19 protein-coding genes and 1 pseudogene are annotated in these 19,353 nt (G+C 59.9%); 13 read left to right on the forward strand and 7 right to left on the reverse strand.

Annotated elements, in window-relative coordinates:
* Together M3149_RS21440 and istB are read left to right on the forward strand one after the other, a co-directional pair.
* Positions 1–211 (forward strand): annotated as a pseudogene (locus M3149_RS21440) (IS21 family transposase); the annotation flags it as partial.
* A gap of 50 nt (positions 212–261) precedes the next feature.
* Positions 262–1,038, forward strand: a complete 777-nt coding sequence (istB, locus tag M3149_RS21445; RefSeq protein ID WP_251711414.1) for an IS21-like element helper ATPase IstB — start codon at positions 262–264, stop codon at positions 1,036–1,038.
* Between the two features lie 655 nt (positions 1,039–1,693).
* Here the strand turns inward: istB and M3149_RS21450 are convergent.
* The 3 genes from M3149_RS21450 to M3149_RS21460 all read right to left on the reverse strand — a co-directional run bounded on the left by M3149_RS21450 (position 1,694) and on the right by M3149_RS21460 (position 4,414).
* Positions 1,694–2,835 (reverse strand): IS3 family transposase gene (locus M3149_RS21450; protein WP_251711415.1). Its coding sequence is split into 2 segments (ribosomal slippage): positions 1,694–2,574 and positions 2,574–2,835, totalling 1,143 coding nucleotides; the frame shifts between segments, so codons are not numbered across the junction.
* Positions 2,836–3,092: 257 nt separating this feature from the next.
* Positions 3,093–3,941, reverse strand: a complete 849-nt coding sequence (gene nadC, locus M3149_RS21455) for a carboxylating nicotinate-nucleotide diphosphorylase (protein ID WP_251711416.1) — start codon at positions 3,939–3,941, stop codon at positions 3,093–3,095.
* Between the two features lie 26 nt (positions 3,942–3,967).
* Positions 3,968–4,414: a bacteriohemerythrin gene (locus M3149_RS21460; protein WP_251711417.1), complete on the reverse strand. Its 447-nt coding sequence runs from the start codon at positions 4,412–4,414 to the stop codon at positions 3,968–3,970.
* 85 nt (positions 4,415–4,499) lie between these two features.
* On the opposite strand from M3149_RS21460, the gene M3149_RS21465 reads away from it, so the two are divergent.
* On the forward strand, positions 4,500–4,847 hold the full coding sequence (locus M3149_RS21465; protein WP_251711418.1) for a hypothetical protein: 348 nt from the start codon (positions 4,500–4,502) through the stop codon (positions 4,845–4,847).
* 116 nt (positions 4,848–4,963) lie between these two features.
* On the opposite strand, the gene M3149_RS21470 is transcribed toward M3149_RS21465, so the two are convergent.
* Positions 4,964–5,941, reverse strand: coding sequence for a Bug family tripartite tricarboxylate transporter substrate binding protein (locus M3149_RS21470; protein ID WP_251711419.1), 978 nt, complete (start codon positions 5,939–5,941; stop codon positions 4,964–4,966).
* Between the two features lie 135 nt (positions 5,942–6,076).
* On the opposite strand from M3149_RS21470, the gene M3149_RS21475 reads away from it, so the two are divergent.
* The 3 genes from M3149_RS21475 to M3149_RS21485 are packed head-to-tail and all read left to right on the forward strand — an operon-like array spanning position 6,077 to position 8,734.
* Positions 6,077–7,042 (forward strand): PDR/VanB family oxidoreductase, encoded by a 966-nt coding sequence (locus tag M3149_RS21475; RefSeq protein WP_251711420.1) that lies wholly within the window; start codon positions 6,077–6,079, stop codon positions 7,040–7,042.
* The gene (locus M3149_RS21480) at positions 7,039–8,220 is read left to right on the forward strand and encodes a Gfo/Idh/MocA family protein (protein WP_251711421.1); all 1,182 of its coding nucleotides are present in this window, start codon (positions 7,039–7,041) and stop codon (positions 8,218–8,220) included. Before M3149_RS21475 ends, M3149_RS21480 begins: the two co-directional genes overlap by 4 nt.
* Before the next feature lie 10 nt (positions 8,221–8,230).
* Positions 8,231–8,734: a MarR family winged helix-turn-helix transcriptional regulator gene (locus M3149_RS21485; protein WP_180684433.1), complete on the forward strand. Its 504-nt coding sequence runs from the start codon at positions 8,231–8,233 to the stop codon at positions 8,732–8,734.
* Here M3149_RS21485 and M3149_RS21490 read toward each other — a convergent pair.
* The 3 genes from M3149_RS21490 to M3149_RS21500 form a co-directional block, all read right to left on the reverse strand.
* On the reverse strand, positions 8,722–9,711 hold the full coding sequence (locus tag M3149_RS21490; protein ID WP_180684434.1) for an ABC transporter substrate-binding protein: 990 nt from the start codon (positions 9,709–9,711) through the stop codon (positions 8,722–8,724). The genes M3149_RS21485 and M3149_RS21490 overlap by 13 nt on opposite strands.
* A 5-nt stretch (positions 9,712–9,716) precedes the next feature.
* Complete coding sequence (locus M3149_RS21495; protein ID WP_251711422.1) at positions 9,717–11,036, reverse strand: Rieske 2Fe-2S domain-containing protein; 1,320 nt, start codon at positions 11,034–11,036, stop codon at positions 9,717–9,719.
* Between the two features lie 587 nt (positions 11,037–11,623).
* On the reverse strand, positions 11,624–12,058 hold the full coding sequence (locus M3149_RS21500) for a MarR family winged helix-turn-helix transcriptional regulator (protein WP_251711423.1): 435 nt from the start codon (positions 12,056–12,058) through the stop codon (positions 11,624–11,626).
* 312 nt (positions 12,059–12,370) lie between these two features.
* On the opposite strand from M3149_RS21500, the gene M3149_RS21505 reads away from it, so the two are divergent.
* The 7 genes from M3149_RS21505 to M3149_RS21535 are packed head-to-tail and all read left to right on the forward strand — an operon-like array spanning position 12,371 to position 19,187.
* Complete coding sequence (locus M3149_RS21505) at positions 12,371–12,844, forward strand: aromatic-ring-hydroxylating dioxygenase subunit beta (protein ID WP_251711424.1); 474 nt, start codon at positions 12,371–12,373, stop codon at positions 12,842–12,844.
* Positions 12,845–12,875: 31 nt separating this feature from the next.
* On the forward strand, positions 12,876–14,153 hold the full coding sequence (locus tag M3149_RS21510; protein WP_180684437.1) for an aromatic ring-hydroxylating oxygenase subunit alpha: 1,278 nt from the start codon (positions 12,876–12,878) through the stop codon (positions 14,151–14,153).
* Positions 14,150–14,494: a non-heme iron oxygenase ferredoxin subunit gene (locus M3149_RS21515; protein ID WP_180684438.1), complete on the forward strand. Its 345-nt coding sequence runs from the start codon at positions 14,150–14,152 to the stop codon at positions 14,492–14,494. Before M3149_RS21510 ends, M3149_RS21515 begins: the two co-directional genes overlap by 4 nt.
* 48 nt (positions 14,495–14,542) lie before the next feature.
* Positions 14,543–15,589 (forward strand): TRAP transporter substrate-binding protein, encoded by a 1,047-nt coding sequence (locus tag M3149_RS21520; RefSeq protein ID WP_251711425.1) that lies wholly within the window; start codon positions 14,543–14,545, stop codon positions 15,587–15,589.
* Complete coding sequence (locus M3149_RS21525; RefSeq protein WP_251711426.1) at positions 15,567–16,637, forward strand: dihydrodipicolinate synthase family protein; 1,071 nt, start codon at positions 15,567–15,569, stop codon at positions 16,635–16,637. The genes M3149_RS21520 and M3149_RS21525 overlap by 23 nt, the downstream gene beginning before the upstream one ends.
* A 20-nt stretch (positions 16,638–16,657) precedes the next feature.
* On the forward strand, positions 16,658–17,698 hold the full coding sequence (locus M3149_RS21530) for a cupin domain-containing protein (RefSeq protein ID WP_251711427.1): 1,041 nt from the start codon (positions 16,658–16,660) through the stop codon (positions 17,696–17,698).
* Complete coding sequence (locus M3149_RS21535) at positions 17,688–19,187, forward strand: aldehyde dehydrogenase family protein (RefSeq protein WP_435370773.1); 1,500 nt, start codon at positions 17,688–17,690, stop codon at positions 19,185–19,187. Before M3149_RS21530 ends, M3149_RS21535 begins: the two co-directional genes overlap by 11 nt.
* Positions 19,188–19,353: the final 166 nt, after the last annotated feature.

Genomic DNA, 19,353 nt, shown 5'->3' on the forward strand with positions numbered 1-19,353 from the left:
GTCTTGCCTGGGCTTGCTGAGCCTGTCCAGGCGCTACGGCGAGGTGAGGCTGGAGGCCGCCTGCGAACGGGCTCTGGCCCTGGGCACCCTGCGCTACAGCCATGTGCGTGACTTGCTGGCCAACAACCGTGACCAGATCACGCCACAGGCCGAGTCTGACTGGACCAGCCCGGCGCACGCCAACCTGCGCGGCCCGGGCTACTACCAGTGATGCCTTGCTTTGAATTGATTCGCTCGAACCAACAGACTCAGAACACTTCCATGCTCAACAACACCACCATCGCCCAGTTGCGCTCACTCAAGCTCGTGGGCTTCGCTGATGCCTTGCATCAACAACACGAACAGGCCGACTGCCTGAACCTGTCCTTCGATGAACGACTGGCCTTGCTGGTCGAGCGCGAGGTTTACGCCCGGGGGGATCGCAAGCGAGCCCGGCTGCTGCAAAAGGCACAGCTGAAGTACCCCGCGGCCACCCTGGAAGATGCCAGCTTCGAGGGTATCCGAGGCCTGGACCGGCCAGCCCTCATGAGCCTGGCTCTGTCCACCTGGATTGAGCGCGGCGAGACCGTGACCCTGGCTGGCGCTACCGGTCTGGGCAAGACCTGGCTGGCCTGTGCGCTGGCCCAGTACGCATGCCGCCAGGGTCACTCGGCGTTGTACTTGCGGGTTCCACGACTGGCAGAAGAGCTGCGCATCTTGCATGGAGCCGGCAGCTTCCGACGCTGGCTTCAGCAACTCGCAAAGATCGACGTCCTCGTGCTCGATGACTGGGGCATCGGGAGCCTGGACGCCGCCACGCGTGCCGATTTGCTGGAGGTCATTGATGACCGGGTGGGGCAGCGCGCCACCATCATCGCCCACCAACTGCCCATCGAGCATTGGCACGCGTGGTTGGGCGATCCTACTGTTGCGGACGCCATGCTCGACCGGCTATTGCAGAGTTGCCGGCGCTTCAGTCTGGAAGGCGAGTCGCGACGAACAGGTCGCACGGCGCGCACGGCAACGGGTTCAAAAAGTGACCATCAAGGACCGCAATGAAGACCTGACAGTCCCTCCAAAACCGTAAACTCAAACACCTACGCAGCACCGCCAACACCACGGCGGTCACGATCGCCGAAACGGGCGGTCACGTTACCGGAACGGCGCTGAAAACACCCCTCAGCCCACCGGTCACGATGCGCCGAAATGACCGGTCACATTCGCCGAAATACGCAAGATCGCGGTTGTGGATACCTAGTAAGGTTTGTCGGATCAGTTGTACCTGTTCATACATCCAATATGATGTGCTACAAAACTGATCGACCATCCTTATGGCATGCCATGCGGCTTTGTTTGACGACCACGGTTGCGGACATCCGGTGTTCGATCAGATAGACCACGAGTTAGGCTGCACGAGAAACATCTGGGGGATGAAGTGACCACCAAGGCCATCTACTGCAGCAAATGCCGCGACGCCAACGGGCATCACATTGCACGCGGCAAGATCAGTCCCGACGTTTTCAGACGCGTAAGTGTTACTGGTCGCAATAGCAATGGATAGAAGTGGCCCCGCTTGTCTGAACAGATTTACCCCGAGAGATAAAGAGACTGCGTGCGGGTTGAAGAGGTGCAGAGTTGTCCACGGCGGCGGTGGTCGCTGTGCGACGAACCGACCGACGCGGTGGGCAACTCGGGGCGCACCGGGATTTTCATTCTAGGCAGCCACGGCCAGCTCGGGCAGCAGCGCCCAGTAGGCCTGCTCGGGCGTGCGGTCCTCGATGCGCGAATGCACACGCTCGCGGTTGTACCAGTCGATGTAGGTGTCCAGGTCTGAGCGTGCAGCGCTCACCGCCTCGTAGGCTTGCAGGTACACCCGCTCGTACTTGATGGTGCGCCACAGCCGCTCGACGAACACGTTGTCGCGCCACGCCCCCTTGCCGTCCATGGACAGGCGACATCCTCGCGAGAGCACCGCGTGGGTGAACTCCTCGGCCGTGAACTGACTGCCCTGATCGGTGTTGACGATCTCGGGCACGCCGAAGCGGGCGAACGCCTGCTCGATCACCTCGCTGGCATGGCAGGCCTCCAGCGTGATGGCCACCTTGTGAGCGAGCACCCGGCGGCTGGCCACATCCACCACGGCCGTGAGGTAGACGAACCCGCGCTTCATCGGGATGTAGGTCGTGTCCAGCGCCCAGACCTGATTGGCGCGGCGGATGGCCACCTTGCGCAACAGGTAGGGGTAGACCTTGTGGTGTGGGTGGCGCTTGCTGGTGCCAGGCTGCGGGCACAGGGCCTGGATGCCCATGCGCTGCATGAGCGTGCCCATGTGGCGCCGCCCGACGTGAATGCCCTGGCGCTGCAGTTGACGGCGCAGCATACGAGCGCCCATGAAGGGGTGCTCCAGGTGCAGCTCGTCGATGCGGCGCATGAGCGCCAGGTCACTCTCGCTGGTGGGGCGGGGCTGGTAGTAGACAGCGCCGCGGCTGATCTCCAGCAGTCGGGCCTGGCGCACCACGCTCAAGGGGTGCTCACGGTCGATCATCGCTTTGCGCTCAGCAATCCCGCCTTGGTGAGCGCGCTTTCTAAAAAATCATTCTCCAGCGCCAGTTGGCCGATCTTGGCGTGCAGCGGGGCCAGATCGACCGGCTGGGGGGCCGAGCCGGCGCCGAAGACGTCGGCCGCGCGCTCAAGCAGCTGGCGCTTCCATTCGTTGATCTGCGTGGGGTGCAGCTCGAACTCCTTGCAGAGTTCGGCCATGGTCTTGTCCTCGCGCAGCGCAGCCAGCGCCACCTTGGCCTTGAACGCTGCGCTGTGGGAGCGGCGCGTGCGCCGCCCAGATGCCTTCTTGTTCATCACAAGCTCCTTATGGCCAGCCCGCCTTGGGCCGGCTCAATGCACGGAGCCTGCTTTATCTCACCTGTTCAGATTTGCGGGGCCACTTCTCACGCGCACGTGCCGCGAATGTTGTTCACTGCGAAGAATCCCTTGGCATACGGTTTGCCGTGCCATGGAATCAAGGTGAAAAGAGCAGATCAAAGATGCGCTGCGCGCGGTGACTTCCGGACCATCAGAGCGTCGAAAGTGAAACTTTGGACGTGCGCGCTGGGAATTCATGCCTCGATCGGGTGATCGGTAAATCGCATTGAGAAGTCAACCGCGTCGATATCCTTGATCAGCGCACCAACAGAGATTCGGTCCACACCAGTCAGCGCATAACTAGCCACGCTTTCCAGCGTGACGCCACCGGACACCTCCAAACTGCATCGGCCGTCAACCATGCGAACTGCCTCGCGAATGGTCTCGAGCGACATGTTGTCGAGCAGCACCATGTCGGCGCCAGCCTCTAGCGCCTCGTGGAGTTGGCGCAAGGTCTCCACCTCAACTTGAACAAAGCTAGCCTTGCCGGCGAGCGCCTTGGCAGCGCGCAAGGCAGCTGATAAACCGCCGGCAGCAGCAATATGGTTCTCCTTAATCAAGATGGCGTCATATAGACCCATGCGGTGATTGTGGCCACCGCCACAGCGCACAGCGTACTTCTCTGCTACCCGAAGGCCAGGAATTGTCTTTCTCGTGTCGAGGATTGCCGCGCGCGTCCCATTCACGGCCTCGACGTAGCGTGCTGTCTTGGTCGCAACCGCACTCAGCGTCTGCAGGAAGTTCAGGCACGTGCGCTCGGCAGTCAGCAGTTCGCGCGCCAGTCCCTCAATGCGCACCACGACCTGCCCCGGCGTGCTGCGCTGCCCGTCGTCAAGTTGCCAGTCTGCGCGCGCTGAGGGCGCAACTCGACCAAGCACCTCGTCTACCCAGGGGCGGCCACAGATGACCGCCGACTCACGACAGATGATGGTGCCTGTCACGCGGACCTTTAGCGGCACCAGCGCCGCCGTTAGATCTCCTGGGCCGATGTCTTCGTCAAGTGCACGGCGTACGTCCAGTCGAACCTGCTGATCAATATCCATGGAGTCTATGGTGTAGATGGTTGTATTCATGCGCCAGTGGCACGACGGCGAAGCACTACAGGTTTGCCGCCCAACCGGCGCTGGCACATCCAGTGCGCAAGAGCAGCATCCATGTAGTCCGCATGTCCTGGAAACCACCGAGCTAGCTCCCGAGCAAAGCGCCGGCACTCGCTGCTGTCACCATTTGTGAGCAATGCCTGCACTTGCTCCAATGAGTGGAGGACGGCGTCGTGTTCCTCGACGTGGCAGTGGCGAGCTGGAAATCCCGTCTCAGTCATCCAGCGATCTTCTTCGTCGAAATGCTCTCTCAGATGTGTGGCTAAGGCGGCCAGCCGTTGGGGCAGCTCGACATTGCTGGCATGCAGCAGCGCCGACACCAAAGACACGAACTCTTCGTGTCTAGCGTCCATGGGACCGAAGCCCAGCAAGAGTGCATCGCTCCACACGAGCGCGGATTCAGAATCAGCGGACATTTACTGCACCAATAACAAGAAGGCCAAAGACACCAGAAGCGCGAGCAGAACACGGCAAACAAGAAGGTCGTCGAAGCACTGGCAAATGAAGTACCCCATCGTCAGATCGACGGCCATTGGCAACAATCCCCGGCCGAACAACACCAGATCCTGTCTGCCAAAGTTGCCTACCGCCAGCGTCGCACCATACAGCGGTAGCGGCGCCAGCAAGCAGGGCACCTGCCAACAGCACTGCGGGCGCAACTATGTTGTTGAGGTGACGCATGCCCAATCAGATCCTCCATCGCTCGCTTTCAACCTCGGCAATCGCTTGGGCGATCAGCAGACTGCCGAATCGCCGCAACGTAGGCCCAATATGGCGACCCTCGAGTTCCTGCCAGCCATTGGAAGGATCGTGCACAACCAGCAAATCGATCGCAACCTGCGTCGCTAGATCTAGTGAAGACAGGGGGAACTACCGCCAAAGGCAGACCCACACACCCAGCGCGCCTCTTGCAAAACCTCCAAGCAGGAACGCACCTGCAAAGAGCGACCAGGGCAGCTCCGGAATCATTCGGCCTTCAGGTCGGCGATCTTGCCCGCTTTCGCCATGGCTTCGTTCTCTCGGGCAATGACCTTGCCATACTCGACGGGGCCGGCACCGACAGGATCGATCACCGCTGTCTGGAACTTGCGGGTCAAATCCGGGTTTTTCACCACTTCAGCAATTTCCTTGCTGATCCGATCGATGGCGTACTGCGGCGTCCCTGCCGCCGCCATCACACCAATCGCAACGGAGAAGTCGAAGCCTGGTACCGTTTCAGCAATAGCGGGTACCGTGGGCGCCTGCGATGAGCGCGTCGACGCGTTACTTGCCAGCAGTTTGACCTGGCCGTTGTTGTAGAAGCCAAGCATGGAGGGCAACGCCGCGACCGAGAACTCGACTTGCCCACCAACGAGCGCAGGGGTTGACTGACCAGATCCACGGTAAGGTACGTGGCGCAGGTCTAAATTGAGTGCGTGCTTTAGCGCCTCCATCGTGAGTTGATGCGTCGAGCCAATACCAGAAGACCCGTAGGTATAGGCTCCGGGCTTAGCCTTCACCGTAGAGATAAATTCCTCGAATGTGTTCACGTTGACCTTGGGGTGGGCCACGATGAACAAAGGCGAGCGAGCAATTAGCGCCACTGGCAATATGTCCTTGCCCACTTGGTAGTTGGCCGACTTATTGAGCAGGGGCGTGATCGACAGCATGGACCCGTCCGAGACGATGAAGGCGTGCCCGTCTGCTGGCGAACTCTGTAAAAGGCTCTGGTATGCCACTACGCCATTGCCGCCGGGTCGGTTGTCCACGACCACGCTCTGGCCCACGCGCTCGGTCAGGCGCTGCGCTACCTCTCGCGCAACCGTGTCGGGCAAGCCTCCTGGCGCATAGGGCACGATGAGTTTGATCGGCTTGGACGGGTAGGCCGGCGTCTGGGCCTGCACGGTCAGGGGCGTTGCTACGAGCGTGGCAAGGGCCAGCGCTGACAAGACACGGCGATGCACGGGGTTGTCTCCTCGAAGGAATTGATCCAGAACGGACTTGCAATTTACTTAGGCACCTAAGATAATGCATTTTTGCAGAGCCATTGACCCCTGTCAAATCGGCAAATCCACTCACGTGTTAACGGTCAACATTTCATGAGCAACACTCCCCTGATGCGGCTGCGCATCGCGCACACCGAGCCCGCCGCACGCGGCATCCAGCGCATTGAGCTGCGCCACCCGCAAGGTGATCTCCTACCGCCCTTCACGGCGGGTGCGCACATTCCCGTGCGCACGTCCGGTGGCGCGATGCGCCAGTACTCACTGTGCAACAGCCCCGCGGAAACCGACCGCTACGTGATCGCGGTCAAGCGCGAAGAGAACGGTCGCGGAGGCTCGCGCAGTCTCGTTGACGCGGCCCAGCCCGGGCTGATGCTGGATGTCGGCGAACCAGAAAACCTATTTGAGCTCGATCCCAAAGCCAGTAGCTTCGTGCTGATCGCTGGCGGCATAGGCATCACGCCTATGATGGCAATGGCGCGCCATCTGGTTTCTGAGGACGGACGCCCCTTCAAGCTCTACTACCTGACGCGCGACGCTGAAGGCAGCGCCTTCCTCGACGAACTGTGCGCCCAGCCGTTCGCGCCTAGTGTTGTGGTGCACCACGACGGCGGAGATCCGGCCAATGCCTACGACCTCTGGCCCGTGCTCGAGAAGCCCGGCAGCACCAGGGGTCGCCATGTCTATTGCTGCGGCCCGACGCCGCTGATGGACGCGGTGCGCGACATGAGCGGACACTGGCCAACCAGTGCAGTGCATTTTGAGAGTTTCGGCGCCGACACCCTGCCCCACGCCGACGACCAACCTTTCGAGGTGCAACTGCAGCGCAGTGGGGTGCGATACACCGTCCCGGTCGGACGCTCCATCCTAGACACACTGCGCGAGCACGGCGTCGAAGTGGCGAGCTCTTGCGAGAGCGGCACCTGCGGCTCGTGCAAGACTCGGCTCCTCGAAGGCGAAGCCGATCATCGCGATTTGGTGCTGCTGCCCGAGGAGCGCGCGCGGCGCATCATGGTCTGCGTCTCGCGGGCGAAGACGCCGTGCCTGGTGCTCGACCTGTGAACCCAGTCCGCCTCGGTGTGCTCGGTCTCGGCCGGGCCTTCACGCTAATGCTTCCCACCTTTACCGGCGACGTCCGCGTGCGGCTAGTAGCCGGCTTCGACCCGCGACCCGAGGCGCGTGCGGCCTTCGCGCTGGAGCTCGGTGGCACGGCGCACGAGAGCGTGGAGGCGGTTTGCGCCGACCCCCTGGTCGAATGGGTCTATGTCGCCACCCCGCACCAGTTGCACGCCGATCACGTGGTGCTGGCCGCGCGCAAGGGCAAGCATGTGTTAGTTGAAAAGCCCATGGCCACCTCGCTGGCGGACTGCGACCGCATGATCGATGCCTGCTCGTCCAGTGGTACCCACCTCATCGTTGGCCACAGCCACAGCTTCAACGCCCCCGTTCGCCTGGCACGCGCGCTCATCGACTCTGGCCGAATCGGTGCGGTGCGTTTTGTGCACGCGATGCAGTACACCGATTTCCTCTACCGCCCGCGCCGACCAGAGGAGCTTGATACTTTGCTCGGCGGCGGTGTGGTGTTTAGCCAGGCCGCGCATCAGATGGACATTGTGCGCCTGCTGGCCGGCGGCATGGCGCACAGCGTGCGCGCCCTCACCGGCCGTTGGGACTCGGCCCGCCCCACCGAGGGAGCCTACAGCGCGCTCATCACGTTTGACGACGGCGCCTTCGCAAGCGCCACGTACAACGGCTATGGCTTCTACGACACCGACGCCCTCATGAATGGCGTCGGCGAACTCGGTGCCCCCAAGGCCGCCAACGCCCATGCGCAGACGCGTGCCCGGCTGGCGCAGACCACCGACGAAGTAGCCGAGGCGGAGCTCAAGGCGCAGCGGAACTTCGGCGGCAGGCTCTACCAGACGGTGGCGCCGGTCGCGCCCGAGGCCTGCCAGCACTTTGGCCCTGTCATCGTCAGCGGCGAGCGCGGCGATCTTCGTCTGACTCCCACCGGAGTGGAAATCCACGACGCGCAGGGCGTACACACCGAGGCGTGCGCGTTGCCGGCCGTGCCCCGTGCCGAGGTGATCGACGAACTCTGGTCGGTGGCGCGCGAGGGCCAGGCAGCGCGTCACGGGGGACGCTGGTCGCGCGCGACTCTTGAGCTTTGCCTCGCCCTGCTGGCGTCGCAGCGCGCCGGCACCGATATCATGCTGCGACAACAAGTCCCGGTCGTATGAACCGCCCTGCATGCCCCCTCAAGACCCCACCAGTCACCTGCTGCGCCACTGGCGCGAAGCAGTGCCCAATGACCGCCTCGCCCACCTGATCCGTGACGTCGCGCGGGCGCAGATGCGCGCACTTCAACAGCGCCTCTCGGCGCATGGTGTCTCCTTCGGGCACTGGACCTTCCTGCGTATTCTCTGGATCAAGGACGGACTGACACAGCGCGAGCTCAGCGAGCTGGCTGGCGTCATGGAGCCCACCACCTTTGCGGCGGTCAGGGCCATGGAAAGCATGGCCTTGATCGAGCGACGTCAATTGCCTAGCAACCGCAAAAATATCCACATCTACCTGACACCGGCAGGACGCCGGCTAGAAAAGGTACTCGTGCCACTGGCCGAGGAGGTCAATCACGTGAGCGTGGCTGGCCTGCCCGCCAAGTCCCTAGCCACCGTGCGCAAGTGCCTGCTAGCGATGATTGAGAATCTGGCCGTCGATGAGTCGGGTCCCGGCGACGATCAGATTGAGTAACTTTCATAGGTCGCGGGATGGAAGATCTGGTCTACCTCCAGCCGCCGCGCTGACAGGCCCTGCGAGTGGTGGTGGCGCAGAAAGGTCTCCAACGTGGGACGGTTGTTGGCAACGCCATAGGACCAGAAGTCCTCGCCCAGGGACTCGCGAGCGGCCTTGAGTTGCTCTTCCACAAAGGGCAGCGTTACCTTAGTGGCCGAGGTGTCTGATAGGGCTTCCAGCGCCGCTAGCTTGGCTTGTGAGAAGGCCTTGAACAACGCGCCAGGCAACCAGGGATGCTGCTCGGCAAGCGATCTGCGAACCCCCACAACGTGCATGATTGGGAAGATGCCAGTGCGCCGGTAGTAGTCCTTGGCAACCAAGGTAGGGTCATCGAACAGCCAGCCCACGTTCGGGTTGGACAGCACGTGTGCCGATGGCGGGCGCGGGGCCATGAAGCCATCGATGTCTCCTCGATCAAGCATATCCGAGATGGTCTGCCCCTCGGGCGCACTCTCTAGCGTCACTCCGGCAGGCAGCTGCAGCGCGATCTTCTCGGGCCGGCCGGGGGTTTCGATCCCGCCGCGTACCCAGGTTACGTCCTCCGGCGCGACGCCATAGTCATCGTGCAGGATGGCGCGCGCCCAGACGTTCGCGCTGAGCTGGTACTCCGGCAGGCCAATGCGCTTGCCCTTAAGGTCCTGCGGTAAGCGGATGCGGTCCTTGCGCACGTACAGCGAGGTGTGGCGGAAGGCGCGCGAGAGGAAGACCGGGATCGCCACATAGGGACAGTCGCCGCGCGACGTCTTCACGCAGTAGCTGGAGAAAGACAGTTCGGAGACGTCGAACTCCTGGCCGCGCATGGCGCGAAAGAACATCTCCTCGGGGTAGAGGTTCATATAGACCGGGTCGACGCCATCAATCTGCACGCGACCGTCGAGCAGCGCGCGCGTGCGGTCGTAGTCACCCATGGCGACGGAAAGTTGGAGTTTGGACATGCGGGTCAGACGCTCACGGAATAGGATGGTTCGAGTTCGGGGCGCTCCACTCCATCAGCCCACACATACGTGGTCTCGTAGTCGCGCCAGTCAGTGGTCTTCGGCACCACAGCCTGGAATGAGCACACGCCGCGGGCGATAGCGCGCTCGCCGGTACCAATGGCTACTCCGCCGGCTTGAAAGGCTCGAAGTTCTTCGAGCATCTGCTTGCGGAATTCAACGATGGCCATGTCGCTTGCGCCCAGCCGCTCGTCACTGCGGTTGGCGATGGGTCCCATGCTGATCCACATGGCCACGTCTTGATTTGGAAAGCCCGAGATGCCGGTGAAGTTGCCAGCCTTCATGGCCTGGCGGTCCTGCCAAAACCGGTTGGCCTCATTGCGCAGTGGGTGATATCGATCGTCTAGGTCAATGCCGACGGTCTGGCGCAGGAATTTCCGCCAAGTCTCAGTCTCAGGCGTCTGCGTGGCATGACCCCAGGCAATGAAATAGAAGGCCGTGTTCGAATCGTCCATCGGCACGTTCACGTTAGCCACGTTGTAAAGATTGTTGGGTGGTATCAAGACTGAGTACGGCGCCACAAAGACAGTGGAGCGCACGTAGTCGTGCGTGGCTGCGTTCTGGATTGGGCGGCGAATCGCCGCGTAGCGGAAGCCGTACTCGCCGCGTTGTACCTGCATGCGAGGCGCCTTGTCGGTGGACGGTCGCAGCCAGTTGTTGGCCGTGGCCTTGGCACCATCTACACGTGCCGGCACCATGTCTGAGGAATGCAGACTGGAACTGTGGGCCGAGTCGATTGCACCTTCGAGAATCTGCGCCCAGTTGCAGGGCAGCACGACCTTGGCGATGGACACGCGCGTGTCCTCGGTTGGCGCCCAAGCCGGCGGAGCAAATGCCGGCACCTCGTTGGCAGGGCCGAACCAGGCCCAGACCATGCCACCCCATTCCTTGACCGGGTAGGCCTTGTGGCGCACCTTTTCGACCAAGCCGCTCGTGGACGGCTCCGAGACCATCTCAAGCACCTTGCCCTGAACGTCCATCTTCCAGCCGTGATAGAGGCAGCGCAAGCCTCCTTCCTCGTTTCGACCATAGACCAGTGAGGCGCGCCGGTGGGGACACTTCTCGTCCAGTACGCCCACTAGCCCCTCGCTATCGCGAAAGACCACCAGATCCTCCCCGTAGATCCGGGCCTTTACGGGCGCGCCATCGGGTTCTGCGACCTCCTCAATTAGACACACTGGTGTCCAATGCTTACGCATCAGCTGACCCATAGGGGCATCCCCAGTAACGCGGCAAAGTAGCTCGTTGTCTTGCGCGGAAAGCATGTCAAGTCTCCTCGGTGATCGGCGTCTGAGCGGAATGGAAAAATTATACTTCGAGACCTAAGTTTTTGCAATTTGACCCACACACGAGTCACAGCAGAGGTCAGCCTCTCTCCGCCCAATGCTGCACATGCGTTCCGCGCATCCGCGCAGTTGTGCAATCCATGTCAAGCGACCTATGAAAAGGCCATACCTGCGGACAGTGGTTGCAAAAATGGCCCGAGGCCCTCCAGACGACGCGAGTGGGCACTCCTGTTGATTCAGCACCCTGGAAAAATCCAGCGCGGCAGCCCTTCCCCAAGCTCACGAACCAACTCGGTATGACGCCTTACCAAAGCCCAGATATCCGGTCGCTCGGGCCACCGCTCCGTAACGCCTGATGGCTGACTTGATCGCTGCGAGTTTCAACTTGCGAGAAACCGCCTAGCCGATCTCCGCGAGCAGCCTCGAACTCATCTCTCACCCAAACAAGGGGGTGTTGAATCCGGCAGCGGCCATATGCGACTTCAAGCCCCCGCCTCGATGGCCAGCTATGTGCCACGAACAGTACTGCCTCACGGGCGCCAGGCCCCGTACAGGTAGCTCTGCTCCTAGACACTGTCTTCGTCAAGCTCTCCGCGAACCTCTGTGTCTGCAGCCAGTCTTTCGCGCACCTTCTTGAGCAGCAACTTAAGCAGCACTTCCTCGGACTCTGTGAGCCCCTCCAGCATCAGCCGATTCACCGCAGATGCAATGTTCATCATCTTGGGCTCAAGTGAGCGAGCCTTTTCGGTAAGCGTCAACTTCAGGCGCCTGCGATCCGCTTCGTCGCGCGTGCGCATCACAAGTCCGTCCCGCTCCATGCTGCGGACCATTTCAAGCGCCCATGGCTCCATTACCCCCAAGCGCTTCGCAAGCTCCCTCTGGCTAATCCCATCCTCCAGCCAAAGCACTCGCAATGCAAACCATGACCCTCCGCGAATGCCGTGGGGAGCGATGCGTCCATACAAAGAGCGTTTGACGAAACGAGCGCTGTCCGCAATCAAGAAGCCCAGGCTGTCGTTTATGGCAGGGCTCAGAGCTCGCTCTTCGGACGAGGGAGAGGCGGCTTCGCTGTGGCTGAGGCGGGATGTCTGCATATGGCTAGACGAGTACTCGCTGGCGGATGAAAGGGCAAGAAAAGGACATCAGTGAAAACCCATAGTACCGAAGTATTTTAGCTGCGACAGAGCCCACCACTTCACACACTCTTAAGGGTAAACACCTATTCTAAGAAGAGATGTTCTGAAAAACCATCACCAAACCCTTCGGCACCGAAGTAATAAAGACAAGTGTTAAACATTTGAGTGAGACATGTAGTGAACACTCCCCCCCTGCACCTTGAGATCCAGTCGCTTTACAACGACTTTTCGCACAGATTGTCAGACGACTCGCTAGAGACTTGGATCGAACTCTTCGATGAGCAGGCCGAGTACCGAATGACTTCTCGCCGCAACCATGAGTTGGGGCTGCCGCTTTGCGTGATGCTGTGTGAAAGCACGGGAGCGATCAAGGATCGACTCACGGCTATTCGCAACACACTGGTCTTCGCACCCCGGAGGATCTTCCACACCTCGATGAATATTCAACTGGTTGAAGCGAAGGAGGATGTGTTGCTCACGCGCAGCCAGTTCATGGTCTGGCAGACCTTTGAGTCGGGAAGCACAGAGCTGCAGATGGTCGGACGCAGCTTCGACACTTTGACACGACGCGGAGAGCAACTGCGCTTTGCCAAGCGCGTCGCAATCTTCGATACGGAGCTAATTGCCGGCTCCACTGTCTATCCGGTCTGACAAATCGTGCCCCATCCCGAAAGGACTTGAAATGACGCGAAACTTCCTACGGTCGCAGGCCACCGAAGAGGACTTTCCTGAATGGCCTACCGAGGATTGCTCTCGGATCCCAAACTGGATCTACTCCAACGAGACGCTTTACCGGAGGGAGATGGAGCGCATCTTTTATGGTCCCTTCTGGACCTTTGTGGGCTTGGAGAGCGAGCTACCTACCCTCGGCTCTTGGAAGCTCGCCGACATTGGAGAAAAGTCAGTCATCGTTACCCGAGACGAGGATGGAGTCATCCATGTCCTGCTGAACGCTTGTGCGCACCGCGGTGCGCAGGTGTGCCAAAAGAAGTTTGGCAAGAGTGATGACCTGACATGCCCGTATCACCAATGGTCCTACAAGCTCAACGGCGAACTTATGGGCGTGCCATTCTTGCGGGGGCTCAAAGGCAAGGGAGGCTTTCCGTCGGACTTCGATCTAAAGCAACATGGCTTGCAAACTCTGAAGGTCGAAGTTGTCAATGGAGTGATCTTTGCTTCCTTCAAGAACAACACTCTGCCCCTGAGTGACTATCTGGGGGAGGAGTTGCACAAGCGATTCCTAAGGGTATTCGATGGGCGCAAACTGAAAGTGTTGGGGCACCACCGACAGCTCATCAAGGGCAACTGGAAGCTGTACCAGGACAACCTCAAGGATCCCTACCATGCCACGCTACTGCATGTGTTTCTGATCAGCTTTGGGCTCTACCGAGCGGACCAGAAAGGCGAACTCCTTCAGGACCCGCGCACCCTCGCCCACAACATAACGAGTTCGATCGCGAATGATCCCAAGGACACCAAGGGCACTGAGGACATGACTCGCTTGAGCTCGGACTTCAAGCTCAACGATATGCGCATCGTCGCTCCAGTAAAAGAGTATGCGGATGACATAACGATCCAGAACCTAACGATGTTTCCGGCGCTCACAATCCAGCAACAGCAGAACTCCCTGCAGTTCCGCAACGTCATACCCAGGGGGCCGGGTCAATTTGAGTTGTCATGGACCTACTTCGGGTATGAAAGCGATACCCCCGAGATGACACAGCGTCGAGTGAGACTGGCAAACCTCACCGGACCTGCAGGCCTAGTGTCCATTGACGACACTGAGGTATTCGAGTTCTCAAACGCCGCGATTACGCCCAACCCAGATCGGAACTGCGTCGTAGAGCTTGGCGGGCGAAACCCAACGCCCCCACAGGACTTCGGCAACATGGTGTCCGAGAGTCCTATCCGCGGGTTTTACGACTTCTACCGCAAACTGATGTTCGGAGCTTCTCAATGAACGCAGATCGTCCCGCGACGTACTCGCCAGAGACCTCAATCGTCGAAGCACCTCCGGAGGGAGAGGTAAGACGCGTTCAGCATGGAGACACCTATGTCCTGCTCGCTCGGGTAGAGGGCAACACATATGCGGTGGCCGATAGTTGCACGCACGGCAAGGCTTCCCTGTCGCAGGGCTACCTGGATGGATGGGAAATCGAATGCCCCCTGCACCAAGGACGCTTCGACATACGTACTGGGAGAGCAACTGCATCGCCATGTCGACATCCGCTCGCTGTATTCATGGTGAAGGAGCACGAAGGTACCGTGCAAATCTTCGACACCAAATCGAACGACAACTAGCAGCCTGCCATCCAGCAGGCTACCTGGAAATCACAAACTGGAGACATCATGCTTGACCGCCGAACACTTCTGAAGACCAGCGCCTCAGCGCTGATTGCCTCGCCTCTCGTCAACGTCCGTGCGCAGGAAGCGGTGACGCTTCGCTTTCACACCTTTATGTCGCCGGCCTCTGACCTGTGGATAAATGGGCACCTAGCCTGGATGAAGAAAATCGAAACTGAGTCGAGTGGCCGCATCAAGTTCGAGGCGTTTCCCGCGATGCAACTTGGCGGAGCGCCGCAGCAACTTTTCGATCAGGTGCGGGATGGCGTGGTCGATGTCATGTGGTCATTGCCGGGGTACACCCCTGGTCGATTCCCGAAAACGGAAGTTTTTGAGTTGCCCTTCTTTACCTTCGACGGAGAAGGCACTTCCAAGGCAGCATGGGAGTTCGCCACCTCGCACGCGAAGGACGAGTTTCAAGGTGTGCACTTGCTCGCGTTTCACACGCACAGCCCGGGGCTCTTTCATACCAAGGGCAAGCTAGTCAAAAGTGCCGCGGACCTCAAGGGTATGAAGGTTCGAGGTGCAACGCGCAAAGGAACTCAGTTGCTCGCGGCCATCGGTGCCACTCCCGTAGGGATGCCCTTGCCCCAGATTCCAGACGCATTGTCCAAAGGGGTAGTGGATGGGGTCGTCTTGCCCTGGCAGGTGATTCCCTCAGTAAAAGTAGACGAGTTGGCGACCTTCCACAGCGCCATGGCAGATGGGTTCCCGGGGTTTTACAACAGCACGCAATTCATGGCGATGAACTCTGCCAAGTACAACGGATTGTCTATGGAGCTGAGGGATGTAATCGACCGCAACTCCGGAATGGGCGCGTCTGCGTTTCTCGGCAAAGTGATCCAAGACGGTGACATCCCAGTGCGCAAGCGGCTATCGCAGGATCAGAAACACACACTACATTCGTTGGGCAAATCGGAAACCGAGGAGATGATTAGACTCTCGGCGGGCATATACGACGAGTGGGTCAAGGAGATGGACCGACGCGGATTCGATGGCTCCAAGCTGTTGAGCGAAGCGCGAAGGCTCATTGAAAAGTACCGCAAGACTTGAAGAGCGATTTGCCACCAGTCATTTGCTCAATACCTCGCGACATGCGTTCAGCACCGTCGCTTCCGTTTCAATCCGTATGAAGCTCACTTACTACGATATTCGAGGAGTGTTTGGCATCCTGCCAACTCCCGCCACCTCCGACGCCAGCGAATGGTCCACCAAGAACTCAGTTAACCTCCCAGAGGTGGAAAAACTAGTTCGACTAATGGTTGATGCTAAGGTCGACCTTATCGCCACCACGGGGACATTTGGCGAATGTGCCACTCTAACGCGTGAAGAGTTGGTTTCATTGGTGGAGTGCGTCGTTCAAACCAATTCGCGGAGTCGTCCGGTTTTTGCCGGCGTCACCACACTCAACACACGGGACACGATTGCACTGGCCCGGCAGTTGATCGAGGTAGGTGCTGATGGCTTATTTGTGGGGCGGCCAATGTGGCTTGCAATGGACGACGATGCCATCGTTCGCTACTACGAGGACATCGCGAGGGCCATGCCTGGCGTCCCACTTGTGGTCTATGACAATCCTGTAGCGTTCAAAGGAAAAATATCTCCAGCAGCCTACCTCAGGCTAGCAAAGATTCCAGAGGTGGTCGCGTCCAAGCACACGGGCGGGCCACAGCTCCTGGCGGATCTGGACGCAGTGGGCGATCGCATACGCATTCTTCCGCTGGCGACAGCATGGTTGGATGCGGCACAAGCGTTTCCAGACCGGGCTATCGCCGCTTGGTCGGGCAGCGTCGCTTGCGCGCCAAAGTTCAACATGGCTCTTGCGCATGCCATTCTCATGAAAGACTGGACGCGGGCGAAGGCTCTCTCAGATGAGGCCAACTGGGCGGAAGCAGCCATGTTCGCCAACGGAGACCTCGCCGCGTTCATGGACTACAGCATCCAGATCGGCCATTTGAGGTTCAAGAGTGCGGGCCTGATAGACCCTGGGCCACCCCGTCCTCCATATCTCTTCCTGCCCGATACGTACCGTGATGGCGCAATCGAATGTGGGCGGCGTTGGAAGGGGCTAGAGAACCGTACTGCTGCGCGAGCGGCCTGACTAGCGTCGAGGAGATTTGCATGTCCCAAAGCCCGAACACCACCGACGATCCGGTATCACCTGCCCTGCGGCAGAAGTACATAGACAACCACCTGGTCCCTCTTTGGGAGAGCAAGACAGCAGCAACCTTTGGCAAGGCGCTCGAAACTGCTCAACACTGGAAATGGGCGACGATGCAATCCATCGTGACGGAGACAGGGAAGATAAAGGCCGCTCACGTTCTCGACAGACGAGTTCTGCTCAAGACCAAGGCAGACCGGCACCACGTCTACGACGAAGCGGCCACCGGCACGTTGTTCTGTGACTTTCAGCTGGTCTTGCCTGGTGAGCGAGCTCACCCGCACCGCCACCCGATGAACGCGTTGCGATTCGTGGTTCAGTGCAGCGGAGGAGTGAAGTCAATCGTCGATGGAAAAGATTGCGAAATGACGCCGGGTGACCTCATCCTCACCCCCGGATGGTGCTGGCATGAGCATGTGAACGACGGACCCGATCCGGTGATTTGGCTCGACGTGCTAGACGTAGGCATGCACTACTACCTGGGCACCACCGACTTTCAGCCGGGCCCAGCAAAGGACTTACCAGCGCAACTTCCCGAGGGTACGTTTGCTACCGCTGGAGTCGTTCCCAACTTGGATGACACAGACTATCAGCAGCGCCCATACTCGCCAAAGTTTAGGTATCCGTGGCTAGAGACCCTGCGTGCATTGGAAGCTGCACCAGAGCGTACTGATGGCTCACGTGCCGTAAAGTTCATCAATCCCCTGACTGGTGGTCCTTGCATGGACCTCATGGACAGTCAGGTGCTTCAGCTCCGCCCGGACTTGCCGACGCAAAAGCACCTTTCTTCCGCCTCGACCGTCTGCTACGTAGTCGAAGGCCAGGGTGTAAGCGAGATCGGCGATCAGCGCTTCGAATGGGCAACGCACGACGTTTTTACTATCCCAGCTCGGCAATGGGCGCGCCACACTGCTGGCAAAGAGGGGGCAAGAATCTTTCAGGTGTCTAACCGAGAGGTTCTCCGTCGATTGGGGCTCCTGAGGGAAAGCAGTGCAGACTGAGCAATTGGCGACTGAGCCTGACCTGTCGGCGCGTGTGACTGACGTATTGCCGACCAATACAGGGCAGTTTTGGGGGGGACGTTGGCACACCCACAGAAATGCTGAACACCTTCGAAGCATCAACCCATCAACAGGGCAACTTCTCGGCGACGTTCAGGTCGCTCGCCTCGTCGACATTGAGGCTGCGGTGGCCAGCGCTCGTCAGGCCTTTCCTGGGTGGGCTGCAACCCCACCACTTGAGCGCGCGCGCTGCCTACGGGAGGCGGCTACCAGGATCCGTGCGAACGCCCTAGAACTTGCTTTGTTGGATGCTGCGGATTGCGGAAACCCGGTTAGGGCTATGGTGATGGACGCGGAGATCGCAGCTACACAGCTGGAATACTTCGCGGGCTTGGTGCTCGAGATTAAGGGCGAGACCATGCCCACCGCCAACGGCTCGCTCAACTACACCCGCCGGGAGCCACTGGGCGTGGTGGCCCGCATCTTCCCCTTCAATCACCCCTTCATGTTCGCTGCCGGAAAAATTGCCGCACCACTGGCGGCTGGCAACACTGTGATCATTAAGCCGCCGGAGCAGGCCCCGCTTTCCACGCTGCGACTAATGGAGCTGCTGCAGGACATATTCCCACCTGGCGTGCTCAACTGCCTAGTGGGCGGACGCGATGTCGGCGCAGCCCTGGTGAAGCACCCGGAAGTGGCGGCCGTAGGATTGATCGGCAGCGTACCGGCCGGAAAGGCAGTGCTGCACAGCGCCGCCGACACCATGAAGCGCTGCCTGCTGGAGCTCGGTGGAAAAAACGCCATGGTCATATACCCCGACGCCGACATTGATCGTGCCGTACAAGGGGCAGTACGCGGCATGAACTTCACGTGGTGTGGTCAGTCGTGCGGTTCAACGAGCAGGTTGTTCCTTCATGAAAGTCTTCACGACGACTTCGTAGAGAGGATGCTCGACCTTCTGAAGAACCGTCACCGCCCAGGTATTGCAACGCACATGGCCACCACTATGGGAGCGCTAATAAACCGCGCTCAGTACGACCGCAGCCTAGCCTACATTGCTTCCGCCCGAAGCGAAGGTGCTGAACTGGCAACTGGTGGCGCCCATCCTGGGGATGCGCATCTGGCAGACGGGTTTTTCATCGAGCCGACCGTGTTCACGGGTGTTACCCCGGAGATGAAGGTAGCGCGCGAGGAGGTGTTTGGTCCTGTCTTGTCCGTGCTGCGCTGGGGTCGTGAAGGCGAACTCTACGAAGCGGTCAACGGGACAGATCTTGGGCTTACCGCCTCGATCTGGACGCGCGATCTGGTTACCGCGCACCGCGCCGCTGCGCAGGTGGAGGCCGGCTACGTTTGGATTAACGACTGCTCTACGCACATTGTTGGAGCTCCCTTTGGCGGATACAAGCAATCGGGCATGGGGCGTGAGGAATCGAAAGACGAGCTATTTGAGTTCACTCAAGTGAAGAACATCAACGTATCCATGGTTTAGGAGGCTTATACGCCCGTATGTTGACTCCCTAGAAGCAGCTGAGATAGCCCCCCAAATCCCCGGACCCGTCCTATCGCTTATCTTTAAAGATAGGAGTAGGACTGTGAGTACGACTAGGCATACGGACACTGTTGAAGTCATCTTGAAAGACCAGCGCCGCAGGCGC

The organism is Hydrogenophaga intermedia (assembly GCF_023715105.1).
In the GTDB taxonomy this organism is placed as follows: domain Bacteria; phylum Pseudomonadota; class Gammaproteobacteria; order Burkholderiales; family Burkholderiaceae_C; genus Hydrogenophaga; species Hydrogenophaga intermedia_A.